Here is a 22,963-nt window from a genome sequence, read left to right as displayed (position 1 = left end):
CCGCGCATGGACTTCTGGGCGACGGCGACCGTTCTGTTCAAGCGGTGGTACGTGACGATTCCGGCCTTCCTGCTCACGGTCGTGGGGGCCGTCGGCGTCTTCGCCGTGGCGCCCAAGACCTTCATCTCCAGCTCGGCGCTCGTTCTCACGCTGCCGGTCACCGGCGGCAGCGTGCCGAGCGACCCCAAGTTCCCCAACCCGCGCACCAACCCCCTGGTCTCCTTCGACCAGGGGTTGAGCATGACCTCGTCGATCCTCATCCAGGGGCTGAACACCCCTGAGGCGGTGGCCAAGGTCGGCGCGCCGATCGGCGGCGACGTCACGCTCAAGATCACCAGTGGGGGCACCAACCCCGAGATGATGCCGGCGACCCCCTTCATCGTCATCACCTGCGAGGCGCCGAGCGCTGAGCTGGCCCACGGCATCGTCACGAAGGTCACCGAGCTGGCCCAGCAGGAGCTGCGCGCCCGGCAGCAGCAGGTCAAGGCACCGCCCACCACCTACGTGAGCGCCACCGTCGTGGTGCCGCCCACCCAACCCGACGAGAAGAAGGGCAGCCGGATGCGCAGCGCGGTGGTCACCGGGGCGCTGGCGTTCTTCATGAGCCTGTTCGCCGCCTTCGCGGCCGAGAGCTTCGCCCGCCATCGCCGGGCGCGCCGTCCGGTCCCGCCCGAGCTCGGCCTCTACGAGCCCGTCGCGAGCAACGGAACGCGGTCGCTGGCTGGACGCGAAAGATGACCCCGGCCAACCTGGCCCAGCGGCCGCTCCGGCGCGCTGACGGCGCCACGCTGGTCTGCTTCTTCGTCGTGGTCCTGCTGATGCTTCCGGCCCGCCTGGCGGTGGCCGGGCTCCCGCTGTCGCTCACGCCCGCCGAGATCATGGCTCTGGTGCTGGGCCTGGTGTGGGTGTGCGCACAGATGATCAGTACGACCGGCGTGGCCAAGGGCGGCAACCCGGTCCGCACCGCGATCTTCGTGTACGGCACGCTCCTGCTGGCGATCTACGGGTACACGACCTACCTGTACCTGCCGTCCGACGAGCTCAACCTCTCCGACCACACGTTCGTGCTCTACGCGGGCTACGTGAGCCTGCTGCTGATGGTCTGCGACGGCATCGGCAGCCGCGAGCGCCTCGACTTCGTGCTCAAGGCGGTCGTGATCGGCGGCGCGTTCGCGGCGATCGTCGCGTTGCTGCAGTTCAGGCTCGACTTCGACCTCACCAAGTACATGCAGATCCCCGGGCTGCGCCACTCCTCCGTCGAGGAGGTGCCGACCGTGATCTCCCGGTCGGACCTGCGCCGCGTCGCCGGCACGCTCGGGCACCCGATCGAGTTCGGCGCGCTGTCGGCGATGCTGCTGCCGCTGGCCGCGCATCTCGGCTTCCAGGCGCGCAGCCGCGGGCAGGCCGCGACCCGCTGGTGGATCTGTGCCGCCATCATCGCGGCCGGCCTGATGTTCTCGGTCTCCAGGACCGCGGTGCTCGGCCTGGCGGGGGCGGGGCTGATCCTCCTGCTCGGCTGGTCCAACCGGCGGCGGATCGTCACCATCGGCGCGTTCGTGGTGTTCCTGGGCTTCATGAAGGTCCTGGCGCCGGGCCTGATCGGCACGTTCTACAACCTGTTCGCCGGCGCCGGCGAGGACAGCAGCATCATCTACCGCACCCACGACTACCCGTTCGCGATGCGGGAGTTCGACAAGAGCCCGATCTTCGGCCGTGGGCTCGGCACCTGGTATCCCTTCAAGCATCAGGTGTTCGACAACCAGTATCTGCTGTCACTGGTCGAGACCGGGCTGCTCGGCGTGCTGGGGTTCGTCGGCGTGATCGGATGCGGGATCGTCGTGGCCCTCTGGGTCCGCCGGCTGAGCTCCGATCCGAACGTACGCAACCTGGGCCTGACCATCGCCGCCTGCCTGGTGATCCCGCTGCTGGGCGCGGCCACCTTCGACCTGCTCTCCTTCCCCGGCATCACCAGCGTGATGTTCCTGCTGGTCGGCGCGGCGGGGGCGCTGCTGCGGTTCGAGCGCCGTGATCAGGCGGACAAGCTGCTCCTGAGCTCCTTCCAGGAGCCCGCCGACCTGTCGCGCTCGCTGATCGCGGTGACCGGCAACGGCCAGGGCAGCGCGAGGTCGGGGTCGTCGTAGCGGACGGCCAGGTCCTCGGCCGGGTCGTGCTCCCTGTCGATGCGGTAGCAGACGTCGGCGTGCTCGGTCAGCGCCTGGTAGCCGTGCAGGATGCCCGGCGGCACGTAGAGGTGCGCGAACGACACGTCGTCGAGCCGGACGGTGATGTGGGAGCCGAATGTCGGCGAGTCCGGCCGCGCGTCCACCAGGATGTCGAGCACGGCGCCGTGCGCGGCCCGTACCAGCTTGGCCTCGCCGCGGCCCGAGCGGCCGTGCATGCCCCTGATCGTGCCCAGGCGCGAGCGCGACTGGCTGTCCTGGACGAACGCGGCGTGGTCCAGCCCGTGCTCCGCGGCGATCGCGGCGTCGAAGGTCCTGGTGAAGAAGCCCCGATCGTCGTGGCTGGGCGTCGGCACGAACAGCAGCACGCCTTCGAGCTCCAGGTGCTCGACTCTCATGGTGTTCCTCTCATCCAGGTAGGGTCCGCAGTCGCCGGGAGGGTCTGAGGAGGGCCACGACCGACGCTCTGGCCGTGCGGCGGCCCGCGGCGGCCCGCATGGCCTCGCCGAGCAGGACGGCGAGGTAGAAGCCCGCGGTCGCGATCCTGCCCCTGCGCTGCCGGAACAGCCGCACGCGGTTGACCGTGAGCAGCGCGGCCAGCATCGGGCTCGTCTTCGCCTCGCCGCCGATGTGCTCGACCACCGCGGCGGGCTCGTACCAGAGGCTCCAGCCCCCGTCCGCGGCCCGCAGCGCGTACTCGGTCTCCTCGCTGTACAGCAGGAACGACTCGTCCCACGGGCCGACCTCGGTGAGCGCCGCGACGGAGATGAGCATGGCGGCTCCGGTGGCCCAGTCCGCGGGGCCCGGCCGCTCGTAGCGGCCGGGATCGACGATCATCTCGCCCAGCGCGCCGACGCGGCCCGCCAGGTGCCCGCCGAGCAGCGCCTCGGCCAGCGCACGGCGTACGGCCGGCGTGCGGCGGAGCGAGTGGTGGAGCACGCCCTCGGTGCTGATCAGCCGGGGGACGGCGATGCCGGTGCCCGGACGGCCGAGGGCCTCGCTCAGCACGGCCAGCGAACCGGGACGAAGGCGGCAGTCGGGGTTCATCACGAAGATCGCGTCGAGCTCATGGAGGTCGAGCGCCGCGATCCCGGCGTTGATCGCCGCCGCGTACCCGGCGTTCCTGCCCACTTGCACGGGACGCATGGGCAGGCCGGTGGCCTGTTCCGCGATGCGGAGCGAGTCGTCCTTGGAGGCGTTGTCCGCCACGACGACGGCGGCGAGATGTACGCCGTCGGTGCCCTCGGGCAGAGAGGCCAGGCAACCGCCGAGGACCGGAGCGCTGTTGTAAGTCACGATCACGATCGCGACTCGGGGAGAGCCGGGCTTCACATGTCCCCATCGCGCCCCAGGAATGGAGCGTTACAGGTAACAGATGACACGGCTGAGGCGATGAGGAGGTAGGGGCCGCGGTGTCGTAGAGACGGAGACACATTTCATGCAGGATCTGCAGGCTTTCACCTTCCGCCGGGATGACCTCTTCCCGCTGGCGGACAAGTATTCCGAGCAGTTCCGTACGGCCTCGCCGTTCCGCCATGTGGTCATCGACGACTTCCTGCCCCCCGAGGTGCTGGAGCCCGTCCTCGAGGAGTTCCCCGAGCCGCGGGACGCCACCTGGCAGCGGTTCGACACCGCGCGCGAGGTGAAGCTGGCGCTGGCCGACACCGAGCGCATGGGGCCGGCCACCAGGCACCTGCTGGCGGAGTTCAACAGCGGGGTGTTCGTCCAGTTCCTGGAGCGGCTGACCGGCATCACGCAACTCGTCTCCGACCCGCACTTCGAGGGCGGCGGCCTGCACCAGATCCGGCCGGGCGGCTTCCTCAAGGTGCACGCCGACTTCAACAAGAGCCGCAAGCTGAACCTCGACCGCCGCCTCAACGGCCTGCTCTACCTCAACAAGGACTGGGAGGAGAGCTACGGCGGGCACCTGCAGCTGTGGAACAAGGACATGACCGAGTGTGAGGGCAAGATCCTCCCGGTCTTCAACCGGTTCGTGGTGTTCGCCACGACCGACGACGCCAACCACGGGCACCCGGACCCGCTCACCTGCCCGCCGGACCGGGCGCGGCGCTCGATGGCGCTCTACTACTACTCCAACGGCAGGCCCGAGGACGAGGCCACCGACGAGCACACCACGCTGTTCAAGCAGCGGCCCGGCGAGGCGTGGAAGAGCAACCTCCGCCAGGTCGCCAAGCGCTGGACGCCACCCGCGCTGGCCGACCTCGTCGGCGGCCGGAAGCCCAACGCCTAGTGAGGCCGTCCGTCATAGGCCGGTGGCTCGGCCTGGGCCTGATCGTGCTGCTGAGCGGATGCCAGAACGGCGGCGCCCAGGAGAAGCCGCTGGCCACCCAGTCGCTCGCCACGCCCCCGACCGCGTCCGCCTCGGCCCCGCCGTTGAACCCGGCCGAGCGGAGCTGGCCGGGACCGGACAACACGGGTGTGCCCAACGGCGTGCCGCTGCGCGAATCCGGGTCCATCCGGGTGACCAAGAACGGCACGGTCATCGACGGCGTCGAGGTGACCGGTTACATCACGGTCGAGGCCGACGACGTGACCATCCGCAACACGCGCGTCCGCGGCACCAAGGGCTGGTGGGGGATCCTCCAGCGCGAGGGGCGCACCGGGCTGAAGGTCGAGGACAGCGAGATCTTCGGCAACGGCAAGGAGCGCACCCAGTTCGGCATCCTCAACCAGGGCAAGCTGATCACCGTGCGCCGGGTGGACATCCACACGATCTCCAACGGCATCCTGACCCAGCAGGGCGTGGTCGAGGACTCGTACGTGCACGACCCGAAGTACTACTCCGGCGACCACACCGACATGATCATGTCGACCGGCCCGCCCGCCGCCGGCACCGAGCTGACCATCCGGCGCAACACGGTGATCAACACGCTGGACCAGACGGCCGCGATCGCGCTGTTCCAGGACTTCGGCGTGGTCAAGAACGTGACGGTGGAGGGCAACCTGCTGGCCGGGGGTGGCTGGTCGCTGTACGCGGGGGCCGGGGTCAAGGGCACCTCGTCGAACATCAAGGTGATCGGCAACGTCTTCAGCCGCCGGGTGTGGCCCAAGGGCGGATCTGCGGGGCCGGTTTCATATTGGGATAAGGACGGGCCCGGAAATACGTGGCACGGCAACACCTGGGAAAACGGTGGGGCGGTAAGTCCCGGATAACGGGTTTTTGTTGATCATTGAGAAAGGTGAGCTTTCTGGGAATTGAGGGGTAAAGGAGCCATTTTCGGCAAAAAGCCCCTCTTAGTGCTTCCGGCATGGCTACTCTCTCCCCTTGGGGACTCGATGTGGCCGTGATCGGAAGGAGTCACCTGTGTCAAGGCATCGGCGGAGTAATCGAAGTAAGAGGCGGACCGGGTGGTTATCCCTGGCCGGTGTCTCCGCCGTCGCGGTGCTGGCGGGTGGATACGGCGTCATCGCCTCTGATGTGCTGAAGCCTCAGGCGGTCCTGACGGACGCGAGCGGGGCACGTGCTTCGGTCTCACCGCGGGCCGCCGCCGGCCAGAAGTCCCGGCCGCGCCCCACCACCGAGAGCCCGCGGCCACGGAAGACCAAGGGCCCGTGGTGGTGGCCCCGGCGGCCCACCAAGAAGCCGACCTCGCGGCCGACGCGCACGCCGACCGGGACGCCGGCGCCCGGCGACTCCGCGACCCCGACCGTGACGCCCATCAAGACGCCGACCCTGATCTCCTCACCGACGCCAAGGCCGACGAGGACGCCCACTAGTACTCCTACTCCTCCTACTACTCCTTCTGCGACTCCGACGCCTCCTTCTGCGACTCCGACGCCGACTTCGACGAGGACGCCGACCGCGACTCCGACGGTGACGCCGACCAGGACGCCGACGCCGACGGCCACTCCCACCAGGACGCCGACCCCGACCCCGACTTCCACCCGGACGCCGACCCCGACCGTGACGCTCCCCGGGACTCCCACGAAGACGCCTCCCGGGACCCCCACCCAGACCCCGACCCCCACTCCGACGAAGACGCCGACGACCGCCCCGCCGCCGAGCGGTGGCTGGCCCGGGCCCGGGAACACGGGCGTCCCCGAAGGCACCGAGCTGGTCCGCAAGACCGGCTCGATCGTCATCAAGGAGGACGGCAAGGTCATCGACGGCTGGGACATCACCGGCGACATCACGGTCGAGGCCGACAACGTGACCATCCGCAACACCCGGGTGCGCGGGCAGTCCGACTACTGGGGCATCCTCCAGCGCGAGGGGCACACCGGGCTCAAGGTCGAGGACAGCGAGATCTTCGGCAACGGCAAGCAGCGCACCCAGTTCGGCATCCTCAACCAGGGCAAGATGATCACGATCCGCCGGGTGGACATCCACACGATCTCCAACGGCATCCTCACCGACCAGGGCCTGGTCGAGGACTCGTACGTGCACGACCCGAAGTACTACTCCGGCGACCACACCGACATGATCATGTCAACGGGCACCGCCGCCGCGGGCACCGAGCTGATCATCCGGCGCAACACCGTGATCAACACGCTCGACCAGACGGGCGCGATAGCGCTCTTCCAGGACTTCGGCGTGACCCGCAACGTCACCGTGCAGGGCAACCTGCTGGCCGGGGGCGGCTGGTCGCTCTACGCGGGCGCCGGCAGGAAGGGCCTGTCCTCGAACATCAAGGTGATCGACAACGTCTTCAGCCGCAAGGTGTGGCCGAAGGGCGGCTACGCCGGCCCGGTGTCGTACTGGGACTCCAACGGGCCGGGCAACGTCTGGAAGGGCAACACCTGGGAGAGCGGCGGAGCGAGCGTGCTGGCCGCTGACTAGCTGCGGATCGCGATGACCGACTTCACCAGCCCGGCCAGCCGCTCGAAGCGGATCTGGGACTTGGGGAAGTAGTGTCGCATCTCGGTCACGCTGAGCAGCTCGACCTCCATGGCGATCATGCGGGCGGCGTCGCGGTCGGAGGTCGGGGTGTGGACGAGTGGCCAGCGGCGCAGGATCGTCGTCCGCGCGGCGAGCGGCAGGAACTGGAACCCCGGGAACAGGAAGTGCGGCTCGACCGGGAAATAGCGGTAGGGCGTCTGCACCCAGTGCCGCTCGGCCATCTCGTGGACGGTGTCGGCGAACCGCTGCCGGCGCTGGTGCCCGCCGACGTGCTCGATGACCGCGTTGGAGAAGACCAGGTCGTACCGCGTGCCACGGATCGCGGCCGGTAGGTCGCAGGCGTCGGCGACATCGGCGCGCAGCCAGGCCGGCAGGTCGGCGGGCGGTTGCTCGAGGTTGACGATGTGTACGTGGGCCGGCCGGACCGGGGCGCGCATCCAGGCCCCGGCCGTGCCGCCGAGGTCGAGCACGTTCATCTGGTCGAGGTCGGGGAACCGGTCGGCGAACCACTGCCACCTTCGCGCCCGTGCCTTGGCCCCCAGCGAGTCCGGAGCGTCCACGAAACGGCTGCGCAGGGCATTAAGACGGCTCATAAAGGCGCTCCTCCGGCCAGACAAGTACCCCTATGCTCCCAGAATTATGCTGGCCCGGCTTCAGCGTGTGATTCTTTGTGACATTCTTGCGACGCATACCAATCGACTGTTCGGCGCAACCCTTCGTCCAATTCCGTGACAGGACGCCAGCCGAGCCGATCCGCGGCCGGAGCGATGTCGCCGACCTGCGTAATATCGTGCGGACGATCGGGCGCGGCGCCGAATTCGGGCCGCGTGCTCGTGCCGGTGATCCGATAAAGCCGCTCGACGACCTCATGGGCCGGGGTCTTGACGCCGGTGCCGATATCCAGAGTGTGTCCGATGGCCTTGTCTGATTCGCCCGCCAGGACGAAAGCGTCGACGACATCGTCGACATAGATCCAGTCGGCGAGTTTGGCGGCCTTGGTGAGCCGGGGGCGCTGGCCCCGCAGGAGGCAGAGCGTCACGTACGGCACGAGCTTGGTGGTGTCGGGCTGGGCGGGCCCGTAGACCATGCTGGGGCGCAGAACGGTGACGGGCAGGTCCCAGAGGCGGTGGTAGAGCTGCGCGTAGCCGGTGGCGGCCCATTTGGACATCGCGTAGGCCGACGACGGCGGCGCCTGGTCGTTGCCCGGGCGCGGCTCCTCGATGGAGCCGGTGAAGACGGTCTTGATGCCGCTTTCGTGCGCGGCGGCCAACACGTTGACCCCGCCGATGACGTTGCTCTCCAGGGTCGCGCGGAGGACCTCGTCACCTCTCGATCCGGTGACCTCACCGGCGAGGTGGAACAGGAGCGTCGGCCGTACCGACCGGAAGAGCCGCGTCGTCGAATCGGCGTCACTGAGGCTCGCCACGTGCCAGGTCTCGCCATGGCGAGCCTGCTGGGGGCGGCGGCTGACGGCGTGCACCTGGGCGCCGAGCGCTCGTAAGCGCGTCACCAGATGCGAGCCGATGAATCCGGCCGCCCCTGTCACCATCACCACGGTCTCCGGCCAATGCGACATCGTGGATTGACCTCCGTGGAAAGATGGAGCCGTTCAGGCCGACGGCTCCATCTAATCATCAACTAGCCGATGCGCCAGGTGTCTCCACCCAGGAGCAGATCGCTCAGATCGCCGGGGCCCTTCTGCGCCACGGCCTCCTCGAGCTGCTCGGCCATCAGCACGTCGTACGCCGGCCGGTCGATCTGCCGGAAGATGCCGATCGGCACGTGCTCGAACGCCGGCTCGTCCAGCCTGCTGAGCGCGAAGGCCGCCGACGGGTCGGGAGCGTGCGCGTCGTGCACGAGGATCTGGTCCTCGCTCACGCTGTCACGCGCCACCACCTCGATGCCCCCGTTGGCCGCCCGCACGACGGCCTTGGAGGCGCTCACGATCGGCTGCCCGTGCTCCAGGCGCAGCGTGATATCGTCGCGGACCTCGGGGTCCTTGAGCTGCTCGAAGGCGTTGTCGTTGAAGATGTTGCAGTTCTGGTAGATCTCCACCAGCGACGTGCCGCGGTGCGCGGTGGCCTCGCGCAGCACCGACTGCAGGTGCTTGCGGTCGGAGTCGATGGTGCGGGCCACGAACGACGCCTCGGCGCCGAGGGCCAGCGAGATCGGGTTGAACGGCTTGTCCAGCGAGCCCATGGGCGTCGACTTGGTGATCTTGCCGACCTCGGAGGTGGGCGAGTACTGGCCCTTGGTCAGCCCGTAGATCCGGTTGTTGAACAGCAGGATGTTCAGGTTGACGTTGCGGCGCAGCGCGTGGATCAGGTGGTTGCCGCCGATCGACAGCGCGTCGCCGTCACCGGTGATCACCCACACCGACAGGTCGGGCCGGGAGGCGGCCAGCCCCGTCGCGATGGCGGGCGCGCGGCCGTGGATCGAGTGGAAACCGTACGTGTTGAGGTAGTACGGGAAGCGCGACGAGCAGCCGATGCCCGACACGAACACGATGTTCTCGCGCTTGAGCCCCAGCTCCGGCAGGAAGCTCTGCACCGCGGCCAGGATGGCGTAGTCGCCGCAGCCCGGGCACCAGCGCACCTCCTGGTCGGACTTGAAGTCCTTCAGGCTCTGCTTGACGTCGGTCTTGGGGATGAGCGACAGGCCCTTCCCGTTAACGAGCTCAGTCACTGTCGATCACGTCCTGGATGACTCCGGCCAGCTCCTCGGCCTTGAACGGGAGCCCGCGCACACGGTTGTAGCTGATCACGTCGACGAGGTAGCGAGCCCGCAGCAGCAGCGCGAGCTGGCCGAGGTTGATCTCGGGCAGCAGCACCTTGTCGTAGCTCTTGAGCACCTCGCCGGTGTTGGCGGGCAGCGGGTTGAGGTGGCGCAGGTGGGCCTGGGCGACCTTGCCGCCGTTCCTCCTGATCCGGCGGACGGCCGCGGCGATCGGTCCGTACGTCGAGCCCCAGCCGATGACGAGCACCTTCGCGTCGCCGTCGGGGTCGTCGACCGCCAGCTCCGGCACGTCGATGCCGGCGATCTTCGCGGCACGCGTGCGGACCATCAGGTCGTGGTTGTTGGGGTCGTAGGAGATGTTGCCGGTGCCGTCGGCCTTCTCGATGCCGCCGATGCGGTGCTCGAGCCCGGCCGTGCCGGGGATGGCCCACGGGCGGGCGAGCGTCTCGGTGTCACGCTTGTACGGCAGGAACTCGCCGTCGGCGCCGTTGGGGGCATCGGTGAAGGGCTGCGAAATGTCCGGCAAGTCGGAAACTTCGGGCAGGCGCCAGGGCTCCGAGCCGTTGGCCAGGTAGCCGTCCGAGAGCAGCATGACCGGGGTGCGGTACTTGACCGCGATCCTGGCGGCCTCGATGGCGGCGTCGAAGCAGTCGCTCGGCGACATCGGCGCCACGATCGGCACCGGGGACTCGCCGTTGCGGCCGAACATGGCCATGAGCAGGTCGGTCTGCTCGGTCTTGGTCGGCATGCCGGTGCTCGGCCCCGCGCGCTGCACGTCCACGATGATCAGCGGCAGCTCCGTGGTGACCGCCAGGCCGACGGTCTCGGCCTTGAGCGCCACACCCGGACCGGACGTGGTGGTCACGCCGAGCGCCCCGCCGAACGCGGCCCCGAGCGCCGCGCCGACGCCCGCGATCTCGTCCTCCGCCTGGAAGGTGCGGATGCCGAACCGCTTGTGCTTGCTCAGCTCGTGCAGGATGTCGCTGGCCGGGGTGATCGGGTAGGAGCCCAGGAACAGCGGGAGCTTGGACTGCACGCTGGCGGCGATCAGGCCGTACGCGAGGGCCTGGTTGCCGGAGATGTTGCGATAGACGCCAGGGGCCAGCTGCGCGGGCTTGACCTCGTACGAGACGGAGAAGGACTCGGTGGTCTCGCCGTAGTTCCAGCCCGCCTGGAAGGCGGCGATGTTGGCCTTGGCGATGTCCGGCTTCTTCGCGAACTTCTGCTCGAGGAACTTGATGGTGTGCTCGGTCGGCCGGTGGTAGAGCCAGCTGAGCAGGCCCAGCGCGAACATGTTCTTCGACCGCTCGGCGTCCTTCTTGGACAGCTCGAAGCCCTCGAGGGCCTTGACGGTGAGCGAGGTCAGCGGCACCGCGTGCACGCGCCACTCGCTGAGCGAGTCGTCCTCCAGCGGGTTGGCGCCATAGCCGACCTTCTGCAGGTTGCGCTTGGTGAACTCGTCGGTGTTGGCGATGATGTCCGCGCCTCTGGGCAGGTCGCCCAGGTTGGCCTTGAGCGCGGCCGGGTTCATGGCCACGAGCACGTTCGGCGCGTCACCGGGCGTGAGGATGTCGTGGTCCGCGAAGTGGAGCTGGAAGCTCGACACACCCGGCAAGGTGCCTGCGGGCGCGCGGATCTCGGCGGGGAAGTTGGGGAGCGTCGACAGGTCGTTGCCGAACTCCGCCGTGCCCGCGGTGAAGCGGTCGCCGGTGAGCTGCATGCCGTCGCCGGAGTCTCCGGCGAACCTGATGATCACGCGGTCGAGTTGCTGGACCTGCTTGTTCACAGCGCCTCCCTCGTCAGTGCTGTGAACGAAACTCGACTGTGCGCACTTGTGCCCTCGCTGCGCTGGGTCACGGCTCAGTCCTCCTCGACGCCCGAGGCGCGGTCGCCCGGGGCGCGTTCTCTGTATCCATGCTAGATCCTCGGAAGGTCACGCGTTTGCATCCCGCGTAAAGCGGGTAAACGCGGTCGAAGTCAGGGTGAGGTGGGAGAACGACGACACAGCCCGGACGCGAGCCTGCAGAGGTCCACATGCAGGCGTGCGTACAGAACGGTTCGGGTCACGAGCGCCAACTATACGTCCCCCCAATACGTGTCTTACGTCAGGGGGCGCTTACCCGGCAGCTCGCTCCCCGACCGGTACAGGTGTCCGGCCTGCATCCCTGCCGAGCCGTACAACTCAGGAACGGTGACGAAGCTGTAACCCTTCCCCCGCAGCCTTTTGAGGATGTCCGGAACCGCGTCAACGGTTTCCCGGTGGATGTCGTGCATGAGAATGATCGCACCTGGATGCGCCTTGCGCACGGCAAGGTCCGCGATGTCGCCCGCTTTATCTGCCAGCAGATCCTTGGCGTCGATGTCCCAGTCGACCAGGGCCAGCCCCAGTTCGGTCGCGACGTCGCGCACGGCCTGGCTCACGGCCCCGTACGGCGCCCGCGCGAGCGCCGGCCGCTGCCCGATGGCGGTCGAGACGGCGTCCTCGGTGCGCCTGAGCGAGTCGGTGATCCGGCTGGTCGCCTGCTTCGAGAGGTCCTTGTGGTCCCAGGTGTGGTTCCCGACGAGGTGTCCTTCGGCGCTCATCCTCTTGACCAGCTCGGGCTGGGCGGCGGCGTTGGAGCCGACCACGAAGAACGTCGCCCTCGCCCGCTCTTTCCGCAAGATGTCCAGCAATTTTGCGGTGTAGGGCCCGGGGCCGTCGTCGAACGTCAGCGCCACGCACTTCGCCTTGGCGCAGTCCACGGTCCCCGCCCGGTTGCTGACGGCCCGCGGGCTCTCCGTGGGCGCCGTTTCGGGCTGCCGGATCGGCGCCCTCCTGGCCGCCTCCCGCACGCTGTCCTGCGCCCGCCTGGCCACCTCGCGCACATCGTCCTGCGCCCGCCTGGCCGCCTCGCGCACATCGTCCTGCGCCCGCCGCCCGAACTCGGACAGCAGCAGACGCACCCGATCCGCCGGGATCGCCACGGCCAGCCGCCCCAGCGAGCACGGCCCTATCTGGCAGTCGTCGAACTCGACCACCAGGTCCCCGCTCCGGTTGAACGCCATCGAGTCGAACCGGTCGCCCCCGGCGGCGACCTCTTCCCGCTCGACCTGCGACCCGCGCTCCTTGAGCTGCTCGCGCACCAGCTGGGCGAGCTGCCGCAGGGCGTGCTCGCCGTCGAGCAGCCCGGCCGACTCCGTGACCTTGCCGTTGCGCCGGTCGAACCAGTACGTACGCGTGGAGTAGCCCCAGCCCGCGCCCTGGAACTCGCCCGTCCGCAGCCGTACCGCGATCGCCTGGGGGGAGGCGGCGGCGAGCTGCCAGTCCACGTTCAGCTCGGGCCGCGTATAGGCGGCGCGGCCTTCGGTCCGCCCGCGGAAGTCCCGCCACTTCCGCTCGGCCTCGGCGCGCAGGGCGCGGTTGAGCGCGGGGGCGTTCTGGAACTCGGGGTAGCTGATGTGCACATATCGGCTGCCGGCGTAGTAATCGTCGGTGAGCGTCCTGGTGGACAGGCCGGCAACGGCCGCCGGGTCGACAAAGTCGATCATCGTCGGCTCTGCCGGGACCATGACGTCCCTCTCGGGGGAGCCGGCCGCCAGACCACAGGCGGTCGTCGAGAGAGCCAGCAGAGCGATTCCGGAAAAGAATCGCAATTTGTGCATGAATGTCAGGGTATGGGGTTGATCTTACCGTTTACCCCGTCTTGACGTGATCACGCCCGAGCCTTTGACCGGCGCGGGTATCTGGCGGCGCCCCTTCCCTGTGGTTCGTGGCGGATTCCTGAACTTTGACCAGGTTCGTGATGGAGATCCCGGGTTACGATCTCACTCATGGAGGACTACTTCGGGTCCTACGTGCTCGTCGCCGCATTGCTCGCCATCGGTGTCGCCATCGTGGCCGGCGCCCTGATGGCCAACCGCCTCCTCCGCCCGACCCGCCCAACCCCAGACAAACTGACCACGTACGAGTGCGGGGTCGACCCGGTCGGTGAAGGGTGGGCGCAGTCGCAGGTCCGCTACTACGTCTTCACGTACCTGTACGTGGTGTTCGCGGTGGACGCCGTCTTCCTGTTCCCCTGGGCCACCATCTTCGACGCGCCCGGCTACGGCCTGACGACGCTTGTGGAGATGTTCGTCTTCCTCGGCTTCATCGCCCTCGGCATCCTGTACGCCTGGCGCAAACACGTACTCACCTGGACCTAACCCACCCCGCCCCGCCATCCCACCCCGCCCCGCACCCCATCCCCGGCCGCACCTGCGCGTCGCCCGCTCTCCACTCTCCGCCCGGCGCCCTCATACGACCCGCATATCGTCCGACTGAATGCTCGTGCTCGTCGTCTCGCCCGCCCCGCGTCGTCCCTCGCCTCCGCGCGACCGCCCCTGCCCCGTCCACTCCCCTTCTCGCTTCCCTATCAGCGCCGAGCCCTTCACTCACATCGATGCGCCAACCCCACCACCCCGCTCGACCGAATCGGCGCCGATACCGAGGCACCCGCGCCAGCACGGCGGCCGCCGCATCGCCCAGCCCTCACGGGAAACCGCGACAACCCTCACCAAGCCAAGAACTCCCCAACAACCCCCCAACCGAAGATTCCTTTGCCTGACCTGCGATCCGCGCAAGAATGGTCAACATGGCAGCAACAGACCTCCCGATGCCCACCGTGGGCCCGATCTCCAGGTTGGCGCCCAAGCCGATGCGCTTCGTGCTCAACTGGGGCCGGCGCTACTCGCTGTGGGTGTTCAACTTCGGGCTGGCCTGCTGCGCCATCGAGTTCATCGCGACCTCCATGAGCAGGCACGACTTCATCAGATTCGGCGTGATCCCGTTCGCGAACGGCCCGCGCCAGGCCGACCTGATGATCGTCTCCGGCACGGTCACCGACAAGATGGCCCCAGCCGTCAAGCGGCTCTACGAGCAGATGCCCGACCCTAAATACGTGATCTCGTTCGGCGCCTGCTCCAACTCCGGCGGCCCCTACTGGGACTCCTACTGCGTGACCAACGGCGTGGACCAGATCATCCCCGTCGACGTGTACGTGCCCGGCTGCCCGCCCCGCCCGGAGGCTCTCCTGTACGGGATCATGAAGCTCCAGGAGAAGATCGCCGACGAGAAGCTCAGCGACCGGTACGTGTGGTCCCGCTCCCACGGGGAGGACGCGTGACCACCGACGGAACTCCCGACCGACCGGACAACACCCCTGAGCCCTCGAACGCCTCCAGCCCTCACGACCAGCAGCCATCCGAGCGGCCCGAGACCCGCCCGCCCGCGCAGCCGTCCGAGGGGCCCGGAATCCGCCCGCCGGAGCAGCCCGGGACTCGCCCGCCTGCACGGCCGTCAGAGCAGTCGGAGACCCGCCCGTCCGCACAGCCGTCAGAGCGGTCCGGATCCCGCCCGCCCGAGGAGCCCGGGACTCGCCCGCCTGCACGGCCGTCAGAGCAGCCGGAGACCCGCCCGTCCGCACAGCCGTCCGAGCAGCCGGAGACCCGCCCGTCCGCACAGCCGTCAGAGCAGCCCCAGACCCGCCCGTCCACACAACCGACGAACGACGGCAGCCAGCAGCCGACGCCGGATCAGTCACCCGACGCCGCTACACTCCCCGGCAGCCTCACCCGGGTGGAGGCCCAGTTCGGGGACCGCGCCCAGGTCTCCGAGTCCTACGGCGACACCACGATCGACGTGGCCTCCGCCGACTGGATCGAGCTCCTGACGTTCGTCCGGGACGACCTCGGCTACGCGTTCTTCGACTGGCTGACCGGCGTGGACGACCCGCCGGACGCCTTCCTCGTCGTCGCCCACGTCTACAACCTGACCGCCGGAGCACGCCTGCTCCTCCGCACCCGCGTACCCCGCGAAGACCCCCACCTCCCCACCGCGGTAGGCGTCTACCGGGGCGCGAACTGGCACGAGCGCGAGACGTACGAGATGTTCGGCGTGATCTTCGACGACCACCCCTACCTCGTGCCCCTCCTCCTGCCCGACGGGTTCGAGGGCCACCCGCTCCGCAAGGATTTCATTCTCGCCGCCCGCGTGGCCAAGCCGTGGCCCGGTGCCAAGGAGCCCGGCGAATCGGGACACGGCGCACCGAGCCGCCGCAAGACGCTTCCGCCAGGAGTTCCAGCCGACTGGGGGCCGCCAGATGCTTGAAGTGGTGCTGAGCTTCGCCGTCATCCTCATCGTGTTCCTGGTTCTGCCGCTGATCGTCGGCCAGACCGAGCACAAGGTCATGGCTCACATGCAGTCGCGGCTGGGCCCCATGTACGCGGGCCGTTTCCACGGCTGGGCGCAGCTCATCGCCGACGGGGTGAAGTTCGCGCAGAAGGAGGACGTCATCCCGGCCGCGGCCGACCGCCGCATCTTCATGATCGCCCCCGGTGTGGCGCTCGTCCCGTACCTCGTCGTACTGATCGCCATCCCCATCGACCGCGGCCGCGTGGCCGTGAACCTCGACCTCGGGCTCTTCTTCGTCCTCGCCGTCATGGGCGTCGGCGTCCTCGGCTCGATCATGGCCGGGTGGGCTTCGGCCAACAAATACTCGGTGCTCGGCGGCATGCGTTCGGCCGCCCAGCTCATGTCGTACGAGCTGCCGCTGGTCCTCGCGGCCTCCTCCGTTGCCATGGCCGCGGGCACGCTGTCGATTCCCGGCATCGTCGAGGCGTGGCAGTGGTGGTGGCTGCCGTGGCAGGCCGTCGGCGGCGTCGTCTTCTTCCTGGCGGGGCTCGCCGAGCTGCGCCGCCCCCCGTTCGACATGCCGATCGCCGAGTCCGAGATCATCATGGGCCCGATGACCGAGTACACGGGCATGCGCTTCGCGCTGTTCATGCTCTCCGAGTACGTCGGGATCGTGGTCCTGTCCTTCCTGACCACCGTCCTGTTCCTGGGCGGCTGGCACGGCCCGTTCCTCCCCGGCTGGCTGTGGACTCTGATCAAGGTCTTCGCGCTGTCGTTCGTGGTGATCTGGCTACGCGTCACGTTCCCCCGGCTGCGCGAGGACCAGCTCCAAAAGCTCGCCTGGGCCATCCTGGTCCCCCTGGCCCTGGGCCAACTGGCCCTGACCGGCATCATCAAGGTTCTCGTCTAGAGCTGAAACTTTAGATTCGCTTTATTCGTCGTACCTGGGCAGGGGGCCTTTGGGGGTATGACTGTGGACCATCTTGTTCCGATCTCAGGCGCGACAAAGGGCGAACTCCGCCCGGAAACCGTTCTGACATCACACGGCCAAACCTTGGTCGTCACCGACAATGCTTCAGGCCATTCCGTACGCGTTGCACCAGCGACCCTCTACCACTACAACTGCCAACAGGTCGCCACCAAAACCGGCAAGCTCCAACCCGTGCAAGGCATAGCCGTCCTGGACGTGGACGGTCTGGTCCTGCTCGACCTGCCGGGCGAGTGGCACAAGCCCGACCTGGACCTCTTCGCGCACAGGGCAGGCATCCCACTGCTGGACGCCCGCTCTTTCCACCCGGCCCGCGTACGCGCGGTCCTGGCAGGCCGCGCCCCCGGCTGGCAACGCTTACGCGGCCTCCGACCGTTATTCCCGCGCAAATGGCACAAGCCGGTGGCCATTTGCGCGGGAATCGCAGGTATGGCCCTCATGGCCTACCTGGCGTCTCTCGGAATGTGGGCCGCCTGGCGCGCTGTCTCGTCAATGGGCCGGTTTCTCCTGGAAATGCTGGAATCCAAATGGCTGATGGTCGCCTTCAGCCCCGCCCTGCTGGTCCTACGCCCCGTCTTCGGACGAATAAACCGCTGGCAGGCACGCAGAGGCACCCTCCTGCCCTCAGCGGGCCGCGGACCGTACCTCAAAGCGAACTCCTCCGGCAAACTCCAGATCTTCCAAGGCACGGAGGTCACGGCCACCCGCCGAATCGGCGCCTCCCCACGCGAAGCCTTCAGCCTTCTCCTCTACCAGTACGACAGCCTCACCGGCCTCTTCATCCTCGACGCAACAGGCAGCCCCCTCCACCACCTCCCGGGCCGCTGGCTCCCCGAATACGCCCACTCCTTCGCGAAACGCCACAACCTCTCCCTCGCCGTACACCGCATCTCCCGCGAGGAGTACCTAAACCTCACCAGAGCCACCAAGGAAGCCACTCCCTGACGTCCAAGCCAGCAGCCGCCCCCTGACGTCCAGGGCAGCAGCCGCCCCCTGACGTCCAGGGCAGCAGCCGCCCCCTGACGTCCAGGGCAGCAGCCACTGACGCGCCAAGAACAGCAGTGCCCAGCCACGCGGCCAACGCACCCGATCCAACTCCCGTTGCCGACACCCGCGATCAGCCGCAGCCAGCCACACTGGCAAAACACCCGACGCCCGATCGGCTTGAGGGCTCGCCCAGTTCGGCAACGCAGCCTGAGGGCCCGTGCAGCTCAGCGACGCCCAACCAGCCCGAAGGCACGCCCACGATCTACGACGCCAATGACACCGGTAATACGCCCGGATCAGCGACGCCCATGTCGAAGGCGCACGGCGATCAACGACGCCAACGACACCGGCAACACGTCCAGACCAGCGAGGCCCGGCCATGTCGAAGGCGCGCCACGATCAAGGACGCCAACGTACTGGCGACACGCCCGAACCACCGACGCCAGCCATGTTGAAGGGGCGCCGCGATCAACGACCAACCCGCCCGGACCGGCGGCGGCAGGCAAGGATGCTGAAGACACCGGCAGACCGACCCCTCTGAGGCCAACTGCTCACCCAGCACGCCAACCCAAGACGCCAGGCCAGTCACACCGCAACCCATCCCTGCCGCGACCAGGCGACCGGAGAACCACCCTGGGCGGCAACAACTCAGTGCACGATCGCCAGCATCACATCAGACGCCGAAGGCCGATCCTCAGGCCGCTTGTTAAGGCAAGACCCCACAACCGTCCGTAAAGCAGGCGGCAACGGCGACAGGTCCGGATGCAGCGTGAGCACCCGGTTGAACACAGCAGGCACCGTGTCCTCCCCAAAGGCCGGCCGCCCCGTAGCCGCGAACATCATCGTCACAGCCCAGCTGAACACATCGGAAGCCGGCCCCACAGCCTCCCCGGTCAGCTGCTCGGGCGACATGTACGGCGGCGTCCCGACCATCTTCCCCGACGTCATCGTCACTTGATCCAATGCCCGGGCGATCCCGAAGTCGATCACCCGGGGTCCGTCGTTCCCGATCAGCACATTGCTCGGCTTGAAATCACGATGCACGATCCCCGCCTTGTGGATAGCCGCCAGCGCTCCGGCTGTGGATAACGCCAGCCTGGTCAGACTGTCCTCATCACGCGGACCATGTTTCTTGACGAGCTGCTCCAGCGAGGGTCCCTCCACGTACTCGCTGACAATGTAGGCGTGCTGGCCGGAGATGTTCACGTCGAGCACCCGGGCTGTGGAAAACGTCGCCACCCGCCGCGCCGTGTCCACCTCCCGTGCGAACCTGGCCCGCGCCGTCTCATCGACGAGATCATGCAGCACCTTCACGGCCACCCGGGTCCCGTTGGGCGCCATGGCCAGGTAAACCGCCCCCTGTCCACCGCGCCCGAGCGACTGAAGCACCTGATAATGCCCGATCCACTCAGGCTCTCCCGGACGCCGCCGGCGCGACTCGGGCTGGGTCGGGCGCCGCCGGTAGTTTTCAGCAGGACTGGAACGCGGCGGATGGGTGTCGGCGGAGTCAGTACGCCGCTGGTACGTCTCAGCGGAGGCGGGACGCGGCCGGTGCGTCTCAGCCGGGCCAGAACGCCGCTGATAGGGGCCAGGCTCCCGATGCCCATGCTGATGGGAGGGCGAGGTCGTCCTCTGGTGCAGATCCGTGTGCTGCGGATGCACCGGCCCCCGGGGCGGCGGCTGAAGTCGCGCCCGTGCCATGGTCGGCACCAGGAGTCCCGAGTGGATGGCCCCGCCGAGCCAGCTGACGAACAGCCCCACCGAGACCAGCGCGGCCAGCGGATTGGGGATGTCTTCGAAGTTTTCGTACGCCAGCGCCGAGATCACGAACGACCCGATGCAGACCAGATAGGCGGACGCCGCGAAGACCTGCCAGATGCTCCGCAGCCAGAACGCGGCGAACCCGATGGTGAACGGGGTCGCCAGCCCGCACGTGAACAGGGGCAGGCAGGCCCAGACGACGGCGGCCGCCCACGCCCCGCCACCGGGACGGACCTGATGCCTCTGCTGCATGGCCGAGAGACTATCGCCCCGGCACGGTTCATACCGGGCATGCACACAGCTTGTGGATAACTCCCCGTCAACCTGTGGACAGCTGTGGAAAACTGGGGACCCTGTCCCCACTCATTTGCCTGCGGGACCAATTGCGTCATGATATTGAAGCATGGGGCGGATACCAGGAGTCGGGCTAGCAAAGGGGCTGTCCATCACCCTTCGCCACATGCTGCGCAAATCGGTGACGCAGCAGTATCCCGAGGTCAAGCCTGCCCTCCCGCCCCGCAGCCGCGGCGTCATCGCCCTGGTCGAGGAAAACTGCACCTCCTGCATGCTCTGTGCCCGAGAGTGCCCCGACTGGTGCATCTACATCGACTCCCACAAGGAGACGATCCCGGCCCCCGAGGGCGGCCGTCCCCGCCAGCGGAACGTCCTCGACCGCTTCGCCATCGACTTCAGCCTGTGCATGTACTGCGGGATATGCATCGAGGTCTGCCCGTTCGACGCCCTCTTCTGGTCTCCGGAGTTCGAGTACGCGGAAGGCGACATCCGCAACCTCATCCACGAGAAGGACAAGCTGGCCGCCTGGACCCAGACCGTCCCCCCGCCTCCGGCCCACGACCCGGGCGCCGAGCCCCCGAAGGAACTCACCGCCGCCCCCCGCCGCCCTGCCGCCCGTACAGGACGCACAGCGGAACCGCCCCAGCCCAGAGGCGCGGCCGCCCGCCCCTCCCCAGACACGGCGAAGACCCCACCGGCAGCGGAAACAAGCAACACAAGAGCCACTCCCGAAGCGCAGGACGCAGGGCCCACAACAGGACCGCAGCCCACAACCAGGGCAGAACGCCCAGCAGGCGTCCCCGAAACAACCCCCGAAGCCGGAGTACCCGGAGCTACGCAAGCTGGCGTGGCCGGAAGAACGCCCAAAGCCGGCGCATCCGGGACGATGCCCGAATCCAGCGCCCCATCCACGGGCCCCGGCACCTCAGCGACGACACCCAGGCCCGACGCCCAGGATGGGGAGCCCGCCGCGGACGCGCCTGGATCAGGCCCTGCCACACGCACACCAGGCGGACGCCCACGCCGACCCATCCAGAACGTACGGGGCATCCGTCCTCCAGGCGCCCTCCCACCCCGCGCTCAGGACGACACCGCCTCCACCGCACCGGGCGAGACGAACGCCGGCGCGCCGCGCTCGGAAGGCAGCCAGACGACCACATCTCCCCCCGCAGGAGAGGGTGAGACGGCCGCAGCTCCCACTACGGAGGAAGACGACACGGCGGGCGTCGAATCGACGACCGATTCGTCCTCCCCACCGACCGGTCAGGCGACCACCACCTCGTCCTCCACAGAAGACGGCGAGACGGGTCCCTCCGTGAAGGAGTCACCCCAGGGACAGGCTTCATCCACAGGACAGCCATCCCAAGAAAAGTTGTCCACAGCCCCGGGCGTCCCGCAACCGAAGCCCGAGCCGGAGGAGCAAACTTCTGCCGCGAGCCCCCGCAGGCGCAGGATGGCCGATCCACGGTCCATCCGGCCACCCGGGCGGCTCGGTCCTGACGAGACAAGGGAGTCCGAGGAGGAGTCGTGACCGAAGCGGTGCCCTCCTACCTGTCACCCACCGGGCAAGAGATCGTCTTCTTGCTGTTGGGCGCGGTAGCGGTTGGATCGGCGCTGCTTGTCGTCACGACCAAACAACTCGTCCATGCCGCCCTCTGGCTCGTGGTGTCCTTCGGTGCCCTGGCGGGCTGCTATCTCGTGCTGACCGCCGAGTTCGTCGCCTGGGTCCAGGTGCTGATCTATGTGGGCGCGGTGGTCGTGTTGTTGCTGTTCGGCATCATGCTCACCCGGGCCCCCATCGGCCGCTCCACAGACCTGGACAGTGGCAACCGCCTGGTCGCGGCCCTGGTGGCCGTGGCGACCGCGGCCATTCTCGTCACGGTGGTGATCGACGGATTCCACGCCGCCTACACACCGTTGACCCCAGGCCATGGAGCCGCGAAGGAGTTGGGCGCCAGTGTGTTCGCCACCTGGGTGCTGCCGTTCGAGGCGCTGTCCGTGCTCCTGCTCGCCGCCCTGATCGGCGCCATCGTCCTGTCCCGTACGGACATCCCCGGCGGCGCACCATCCGCTCAAACGGGGAACAGCTCACCACCCGACAAGTCGAGCGCCGCAAATTCGCCGACCGGAAGGGGCACGGCCGGGGGCCACTTGCCCGGGGATGGCACGCGTACGGGGGATAAGTCGCCATCCGCTGGAGGCGCGGAAAGCTCGCCCGCCCGGCCGGAGACCAGCCCGTCACCCTCCGACAACTCGGTGCCCGACCGGACCGGGGGGAATCTGCCACCCGATCAGACCGGGGGTCATTAGTGCACATCGTCTACCCGGCTGTGGTCTCCGCGCTCCTGTTCTCCATCGGCGTCTATGGCGTGCTCGTCCGTCGCAACACGATCCTCGTGTTGATGTCGGTCGAGTTGATGCTCAACGCCGTCAACCTCAACCTGGTGGCGTTCGACGTGTGGCTGGCCGACCGCCTGCACAGCGGCCAGGTCCTCACCCTGTTCGTCATCGTCATAGCGGCCGCCGAGGTGGGCCTGGGCCTCGCGATCGTGCTGGCGCTTTACCGCAACCGCCGCACCGTCGACATCGACCACCTCCGCGACCTCGCCGAACCGACCGACGAGCCCGCGGAAACGCTGGCGATCACGGGTACTGCCGCCGACGAGCCCACCCCCGACGCCGCGCACTCAGCCACGACACCGGTACGAAGCCACACCATCGCCCCGGAGCACACGTCTGCTCCCGCCGCGCCTGCTCCCGCCGCGTCCGACCAAGCCCCGACTGACCAAGCCCCGCTCGACCAAGCCCCGCTCGACCCCTCCGCGCCCGATCCCGCCCAGCCCGATCCCGCCCAGCCCGACCCCACCGAAGGCCGTCCGCCCGCCACTGCCGAGCCCAATGAGCACCGGAACGCCCAGTCCGCTCAGGCAACTCGAGGAGCCTCAGACCGCTCGGACGGGGCAAGCGATGCAGATCGGGCAAAGCGGGCAGAGACTGAAGGCGGCCGT

At 68.4% G+C, this 22,963-nt stretch carries 22 protein-coding genes and 1 pseudogene; 13 read left to right on the top strand and 10 right to left on the bottom strand.

Going from position 1 to position 22,963, the window contains the following annotated elements; all coding sequences use genetic code 11:
• The first annotated feature begins 6 nt into the window (after positions 1 to 6).
• Together ACIBI9_RS54210 and ACIBI9_RS54205 are read left to right on the top strand one after the other, a co-directional pair.
• Positions 7 to 738 (top strand): hypothetical protein, encoded by a 732-nt coding sequence (locus ACIBI9_RS54210; RefSeq protein WP_397235287.1) that lies wholly within the window; start codon positions 7 to 9, stop codon positions 736 to 738.
• Positions 735 to 2,141 carry an O-antigen ligase family protein gene (locus ACIBI9_RS54205; protein ID WP_397235286.1) on the top strand — a complete coding sequence of 469 codons (1,407 nt, stop codon included), beginning with the start codon at positions 735 to 737 and terminating at the stop codon, positions 2,139 to 2,141. The genes ACIBI9_RS54210 and ACIBI9_RS54205 overlap by 4 nt, the downstream gene beginning before the upstream one ends.
• Here ACIBI9_RS54205 and ACIBI9_RS54200 read toward each other — a convergent pair.
• Positions 2,030 to 2,578: a dTDP-4-dehydrorhamnose 3,5-epimerase family protein gene (locus tag ACIBI9_RS54200; protein WP_397235285.1), complete on the bottom strand. Its 549-nt coding sequence runs from the start codon at positions 2,576 to 2,578 to the stop codon at positions 2,030 to 2,032. The genes ACIBI9_RS54205 and ACIBI9_RS54200 overlap by 112 nt on opposite strands.
• Positions 2,579 to 2,588: 10 nt before the next feature.
• On the bottom strand, positions 2,589 to 3,512 hold the full coding sequence (locus ACIBI9_RS54195; protein WP_397235284.1) for a glycosyltransferase family 2 protein: 924 nt from the start codon (positions 3,510 to 3,512) through the stop codon (positions 2,589 to 2,591).
• A gap of 106 nt (positions 3,513 to 3,618) precedes the next feature.
• Between ACIBI9_RS54195 and ACIBI9_RS54190 the strand changes: the two genes are divergently transcribed.
• On the top strand, positions 3,619 to 4,431 hold the full coding sequence (locus ACIBI9_RS54190; protein WP_397235283.1) for a 2OG-Fe(II) oxygenase: 813 nt from the start codon (positions 3,619 to 3,621) through the stop codon (positions 4,429 to 4,431).
• Positions 4,431 to 5,354, top strand: coding sequence for a hypothetical protein (locus ACIBI9_RS54185; RefSeq protein WP_397235282.1), 924 nt, complete (start codon positions 4,431 to 4,433; stop codon positions 5,352 to 5,354). The genes ACIBI9_RS54190 and ACIBI9_RS54185 overlap by 1 nt, the downstream gene beginning before the upstream one ends.
• Positions 5,355 to 5,630: 276 nt before the next feature.
• Here ACIBI9_RS54185 and ACIBI9_RS54180 read toward each other — a convergent pair whose 3' ends face one another.
• A complete protein-coding gene (locus ACIBI9_RS54180; RefSeq protein ID WP_397235281.1) occupies positions 5,631 to 6,128 on the bottom strand; it encodes a hypothetical protein in 498 nt (165 codons plus the stop codon).
• Between ACIBI9_RS54180 and ACIBI9_RS54175 the strand changes: the two genes are divergently transcribed.
• Positions 6,106 to 6,981 (top strand): hypothetical protein, encoded by an 876-nt coding sequence (locus ACIBI9_RS54175; RefSeq protein ID WP_397235280.1) that lies wholly within the window; start codon positions 6,106 to 6,108, stop codon positions 6,979 to 6,981. The two genes, ACIBI9_RS54180 and ACIBI9_RS54175, sit on opposite strands and share 23 nt — an antisense overlap.
• Here the strand turns inward: ACIBI9_RS54175 and ACIBI9_RS54170 are convergent.
• The 6 genes from ACIBI9_RS54170 to ACIBI9_RS54145 all read right to left on the bottom strand — a co-directional run bounded on the left by ACIBI9_RS54170 (position 6,978) and on the right by ACIBI9_RS54145 (position 13,419).
• A complete protein-coding gene (locus ACIBI9_RS54170) occupies positions 6,978 to 7,634 on the bottom strand; it encodes a hypothetical protein (protein ID WP_397235279.1) in 657 nt (218 codons plus the stop codon). The two genes, ACIBI9_RS54175 and ACIBI9_RS54170, sit on opposite strands and share 4 nt — an antisense overlap.
• Before the next feature lie 44 nt (positions 7,635 to 7,678).
• A complete protein-coding gene (locus ACIBI9_RS54165; protein WP_397235278.1) occupies positions 7,679 to 8,617 on the bottom strand; it encodes an NAD-dependent epimerase/dehydratase family protein in 939 nt (312 codons plus the stop codon).
• A 62-nt stretch (positions 8,618 to 8,679) separates the two neighbouring features.
• On the bottom strand, positions 8,680 to 9,726 hold the full coding sequence (locus tag ACIBI9_RS54160; RefSeq protein ID WP_397235277.1) for a 2-oxoacid:ferredoxin oxidoreductase subunit beta: 1,047 nt from the start codon (positions 9,724 to 9,726) through the stop codon (positions 8,680 to 8,682).
• Positions 9,719 to 11,563: a 2-oxoacid:acceptor oxidoreductase subunit alpha gene (locus ACIBI9_RS54155; RefSeq protein WP_397235276.1), complete on the bottom strand. Its 1,845-nt coding sequence runs from the start codon at positions 11,561 to 11,563 to the stop codon at positions 9,719 to 9,721. The genes ACIBI9_RS54160 and ACIBI9_RS54155 overlap by 8 nt, the downstream gene beginning before the upstream one ends.
• Before the next feature lie 191 nt (positions 11,564 to 11,754).
• Positions 11,755 to 11,844 (bottom strand): putative leader peptide, encoded by a 90-nt coding sequence (locus tag ACIBI9_RS54150; protein WP_350733556.1) that lies wholly within the window; start codon positions 11,842 to 11,844, stop codon positions 11,755 to 11,757.
• Positions 11,845 to 11,877: 33 nt separating this feature from the next.
• A complete protein-coding gene (locus tag ACIBI9_RS54145) occupies positions 11,878 to 13,419 on the bottom strand; it encodes a polysaccharide deacetylase family protein (protein ID WP_397235275.1) in 1,542 nt (513 codons plus the stop codon).
• A 168-nt stretch (positions 13,420 to 13,587) separates the two neighbouring features.
• Here ACIBI9_RS54145 and ACIBI9_RS54140 point away from each other — a divergent pair, with 168 nt between their 5' ends.
• The 5 genes from ACIBI9_RS54140 (at position 13,588) to ACIBI9_RS54120 (ending at position 17,858) form a co-directional block, all read left to right on the top strand.
• Entirely contained in the window at positions 13,588 to 13,959 is a 372-nt protein-coding gene (locus tag ACIBI9_RS54140; RefSeq protein ID WP_397235274.1) for an NADH-quinone oxidoreductase subunit A, read from the top strand.
• 449 nt (positions 13,960 to 14,408) lie between these two features.
• On the top strand, positions 14,409 to 14,918 hold the full coding sequence (locus ACIBI9_RS54135) for an NADH-quinone oxidoreductase subunit B family protein (protein ID WP_318787639.1): 510 nt from the start codon (positions 14,409 to 14,411) through the stop codon (positions 14,916 to 14,918).
• Between the two features lie 452 nt (positions 14,919 to 15,370).
• Entirely contained in the window at positions 15,371 to 15,901 is a 531-nt protein-coding gene (locus tag ACIBI9_RS54130; protein WP_397235273.1) for an NADH-quinone oxidoreductase subunit C, read from the top strand.
• The gene (locus ACIBI9_RS54125) at positions 15,894 to 16,835 is read left to right on the top strand and encodes an NADH-quinone oxidoreductase subunit H (RefSeq protein WP_387581409.1); all 942 of its coding nucleotides are present in this window, start codon (positions 15,894 to 15,896) and stop codon (positions 16,833 to 16,835) included. Before ACIBI9_RS54130 ends, ACIBI9_RS54125 begins: the two co-directional genes overlap by 8 nt.
• Before the next feature lie 57 nt (positions 16,836 to 16,892).
• Complete coding sequence (locus ACIBI9_RS54120) at positions 16,893 to 17,858, top strand: hypothetical protein (RefSeq protein ID WP_397235272.1); 966 nt, start codon at positions 16,893 to 16,895, stop codon at positions 17,856 to 17,858.
• 690 nt (positions 17,859 to 18,548) lie between these two features.
• Here the strand turns inward: ACIBI9_RS54120 and ACIBI9_RS54115 are convergent.
• Complete coding sequence (locus tag ACIBI9_RS54115; RefSeq protein WP_397235271.1) at positions 18,549 to 19,913, bottom strand: protein kinase; 1,365 nt, start codon at positions 19,911 to 19,913, stop codon at positions 18,549 to 18,551.
• 151 nt (positions 19,914 to 20,064) lie between these two features.
• On the opposite strand from ACIBI9_RS54115, the gene ACIBI9_RS54110 reads away from it, so the two are divergent.
• The 3 genes and pseudogenes from ACIBI9_RS54110 to nuoK form a co-directional block, all read left to right on the top strand.
• Positions 20,065 to 21,486 carry a 4Fe-4S binding protein gene (locus tag ACIBI9_RS54110; RefSeq protein WP_397235270.1) on the top strand — a complete coding sequence of 474 codons (1,422 nt, stop codon included), beginning with the start codon at positions 20,065 to 20,067 and terminating at the stop codon, positions 21,484 to 21,486.
• Positions 21,483 to 22,265 carry an NADH-quinone oxidoreductase subunit J gene (locus ACIBI9_RS54105; RefSeq protein ID WP_397235269.1) on the top strand — a complete coding sequence of 261 codons (783 nt, stop codon included), beginning with the start codon at positions 21,483 to 21,485 and terminating at the stop codon, positions 22,263 to 22,265. Before ACIBI9_RS54110 ends, ACIBI9_RS54105 begins: the two co-directional genes overlap by 4 nt.
• Positions 22,265 to 22,588 (top strand): annotated as a pseudogene (gene nuoK, locus ACIBI9_RS54100) (NADH-quinone oxidoreductase subunit NuoK); the annotation flags it as partial. The gene ACIBI9_RS54105 and the pseudogene nuoK, both read left to right, overlap by 1 nt.
• Positions 22,589 to 22,963 lie beyond the last annotated feature (375 nt).

This window comes from Nonomuraea sp. NPDC050451 (assembly GCF_044458585.1).
This window is presented reverse-complemented; position numbering and strand designations above follow the sequence as displayed.

Coding starts and splice junctions, on each gene's coding strand:
- ACIBI9_RS54210 (WP_397235287.1), top strand. CDS start 7: ATGGACTTCTGGGCGACGGCGACCGTTCTGTTCAAGCGGTGGTACGTG.
- ACIBI9_RS54205 (WP_397235286.1), top strand. CDS start 735: ATGACCCCGGCCAACCTGGCCCAGCGGCCGCTCCGGCGCGCTGACGGC.
- ACIBI9_RS54200 (WP_397235285.1), bottom strand. CDS start 2,578: ATGAGAGTCGAGCACCTGGAGCTCGAAGGCGTGCTGCTGTTCGTGCCG.
- ACIBI9_RS54190 (WP_397235283.1), top strand. CDS start 3,619: ATGCAGGATCTGCAGGCTTTCACCTTCCGCCGGGATGACCTCTTCCCG.
- ACIBI9_RS54170 (WP_397235279.1), bottom strand. CDS start 7,634: ATGAGCCGTCTTAATGCCCTGCGCAGCCGTTTCGTGGACGCTCCGGAC.
- ACIBI9_RS54165 (WP_397235278.1), bottom strand. CDS start 8,617: ATGTCGCATTGGCCGGAGACCGTGGTGATGGTGACAGGGGCGGCCGGA.
- ACIBI9_RS54145 (WP_397235275.1), bottom strand. CDS start 13,419: ATGCACAAATTGCGATTCTTTTCCGGAATCGCTCTGCTGGCTCTCTCG.
- ACIBI9_RS54140 (WP_397235274.1), top strand. CDS start 13,588: ATGGAGGACTACTTCGGGTCCTACGTGCTCGTCGCCGCATTGCTCGCC.
- ACIBI9_RS54135 (WP_318787639.1), top strand. CDS start 14,409: ATGCCCACCGTGGGCCCGATCTCCAGGTTGGCGCCCAAGCCGATGCGC.
- ACIBI9_RS54125 (WP_387581409.1), top strand. CDS start 15,894: ATGCTTGAAGTGGTGCTGAGCTTCGCCGTCATCCTCATCGTGTTCCTG.
- ACIBI9_RS54120 (WP_397235272.1), top strand. CDS start 16,893: ATGACTGTGGACCATCTTGTTCCGATCTCAGGCGCGACAAAGGGCGAA.
- ACIBI9_RS54115 (WP_397235271.1), bottom strand. CDS start 19,913: ATGCAGCAGAGGCATCAGGTCCGTCCCGGTGGCGGGGCGTGGGCGGCC.
- ACIBI9_RS54110 (WP_397235270.1), top strand. CDS start 20,065: ATGGGGCGGATACCAGGAGTCGGGCTAGCAAAGGGGCTGTCCATCACC.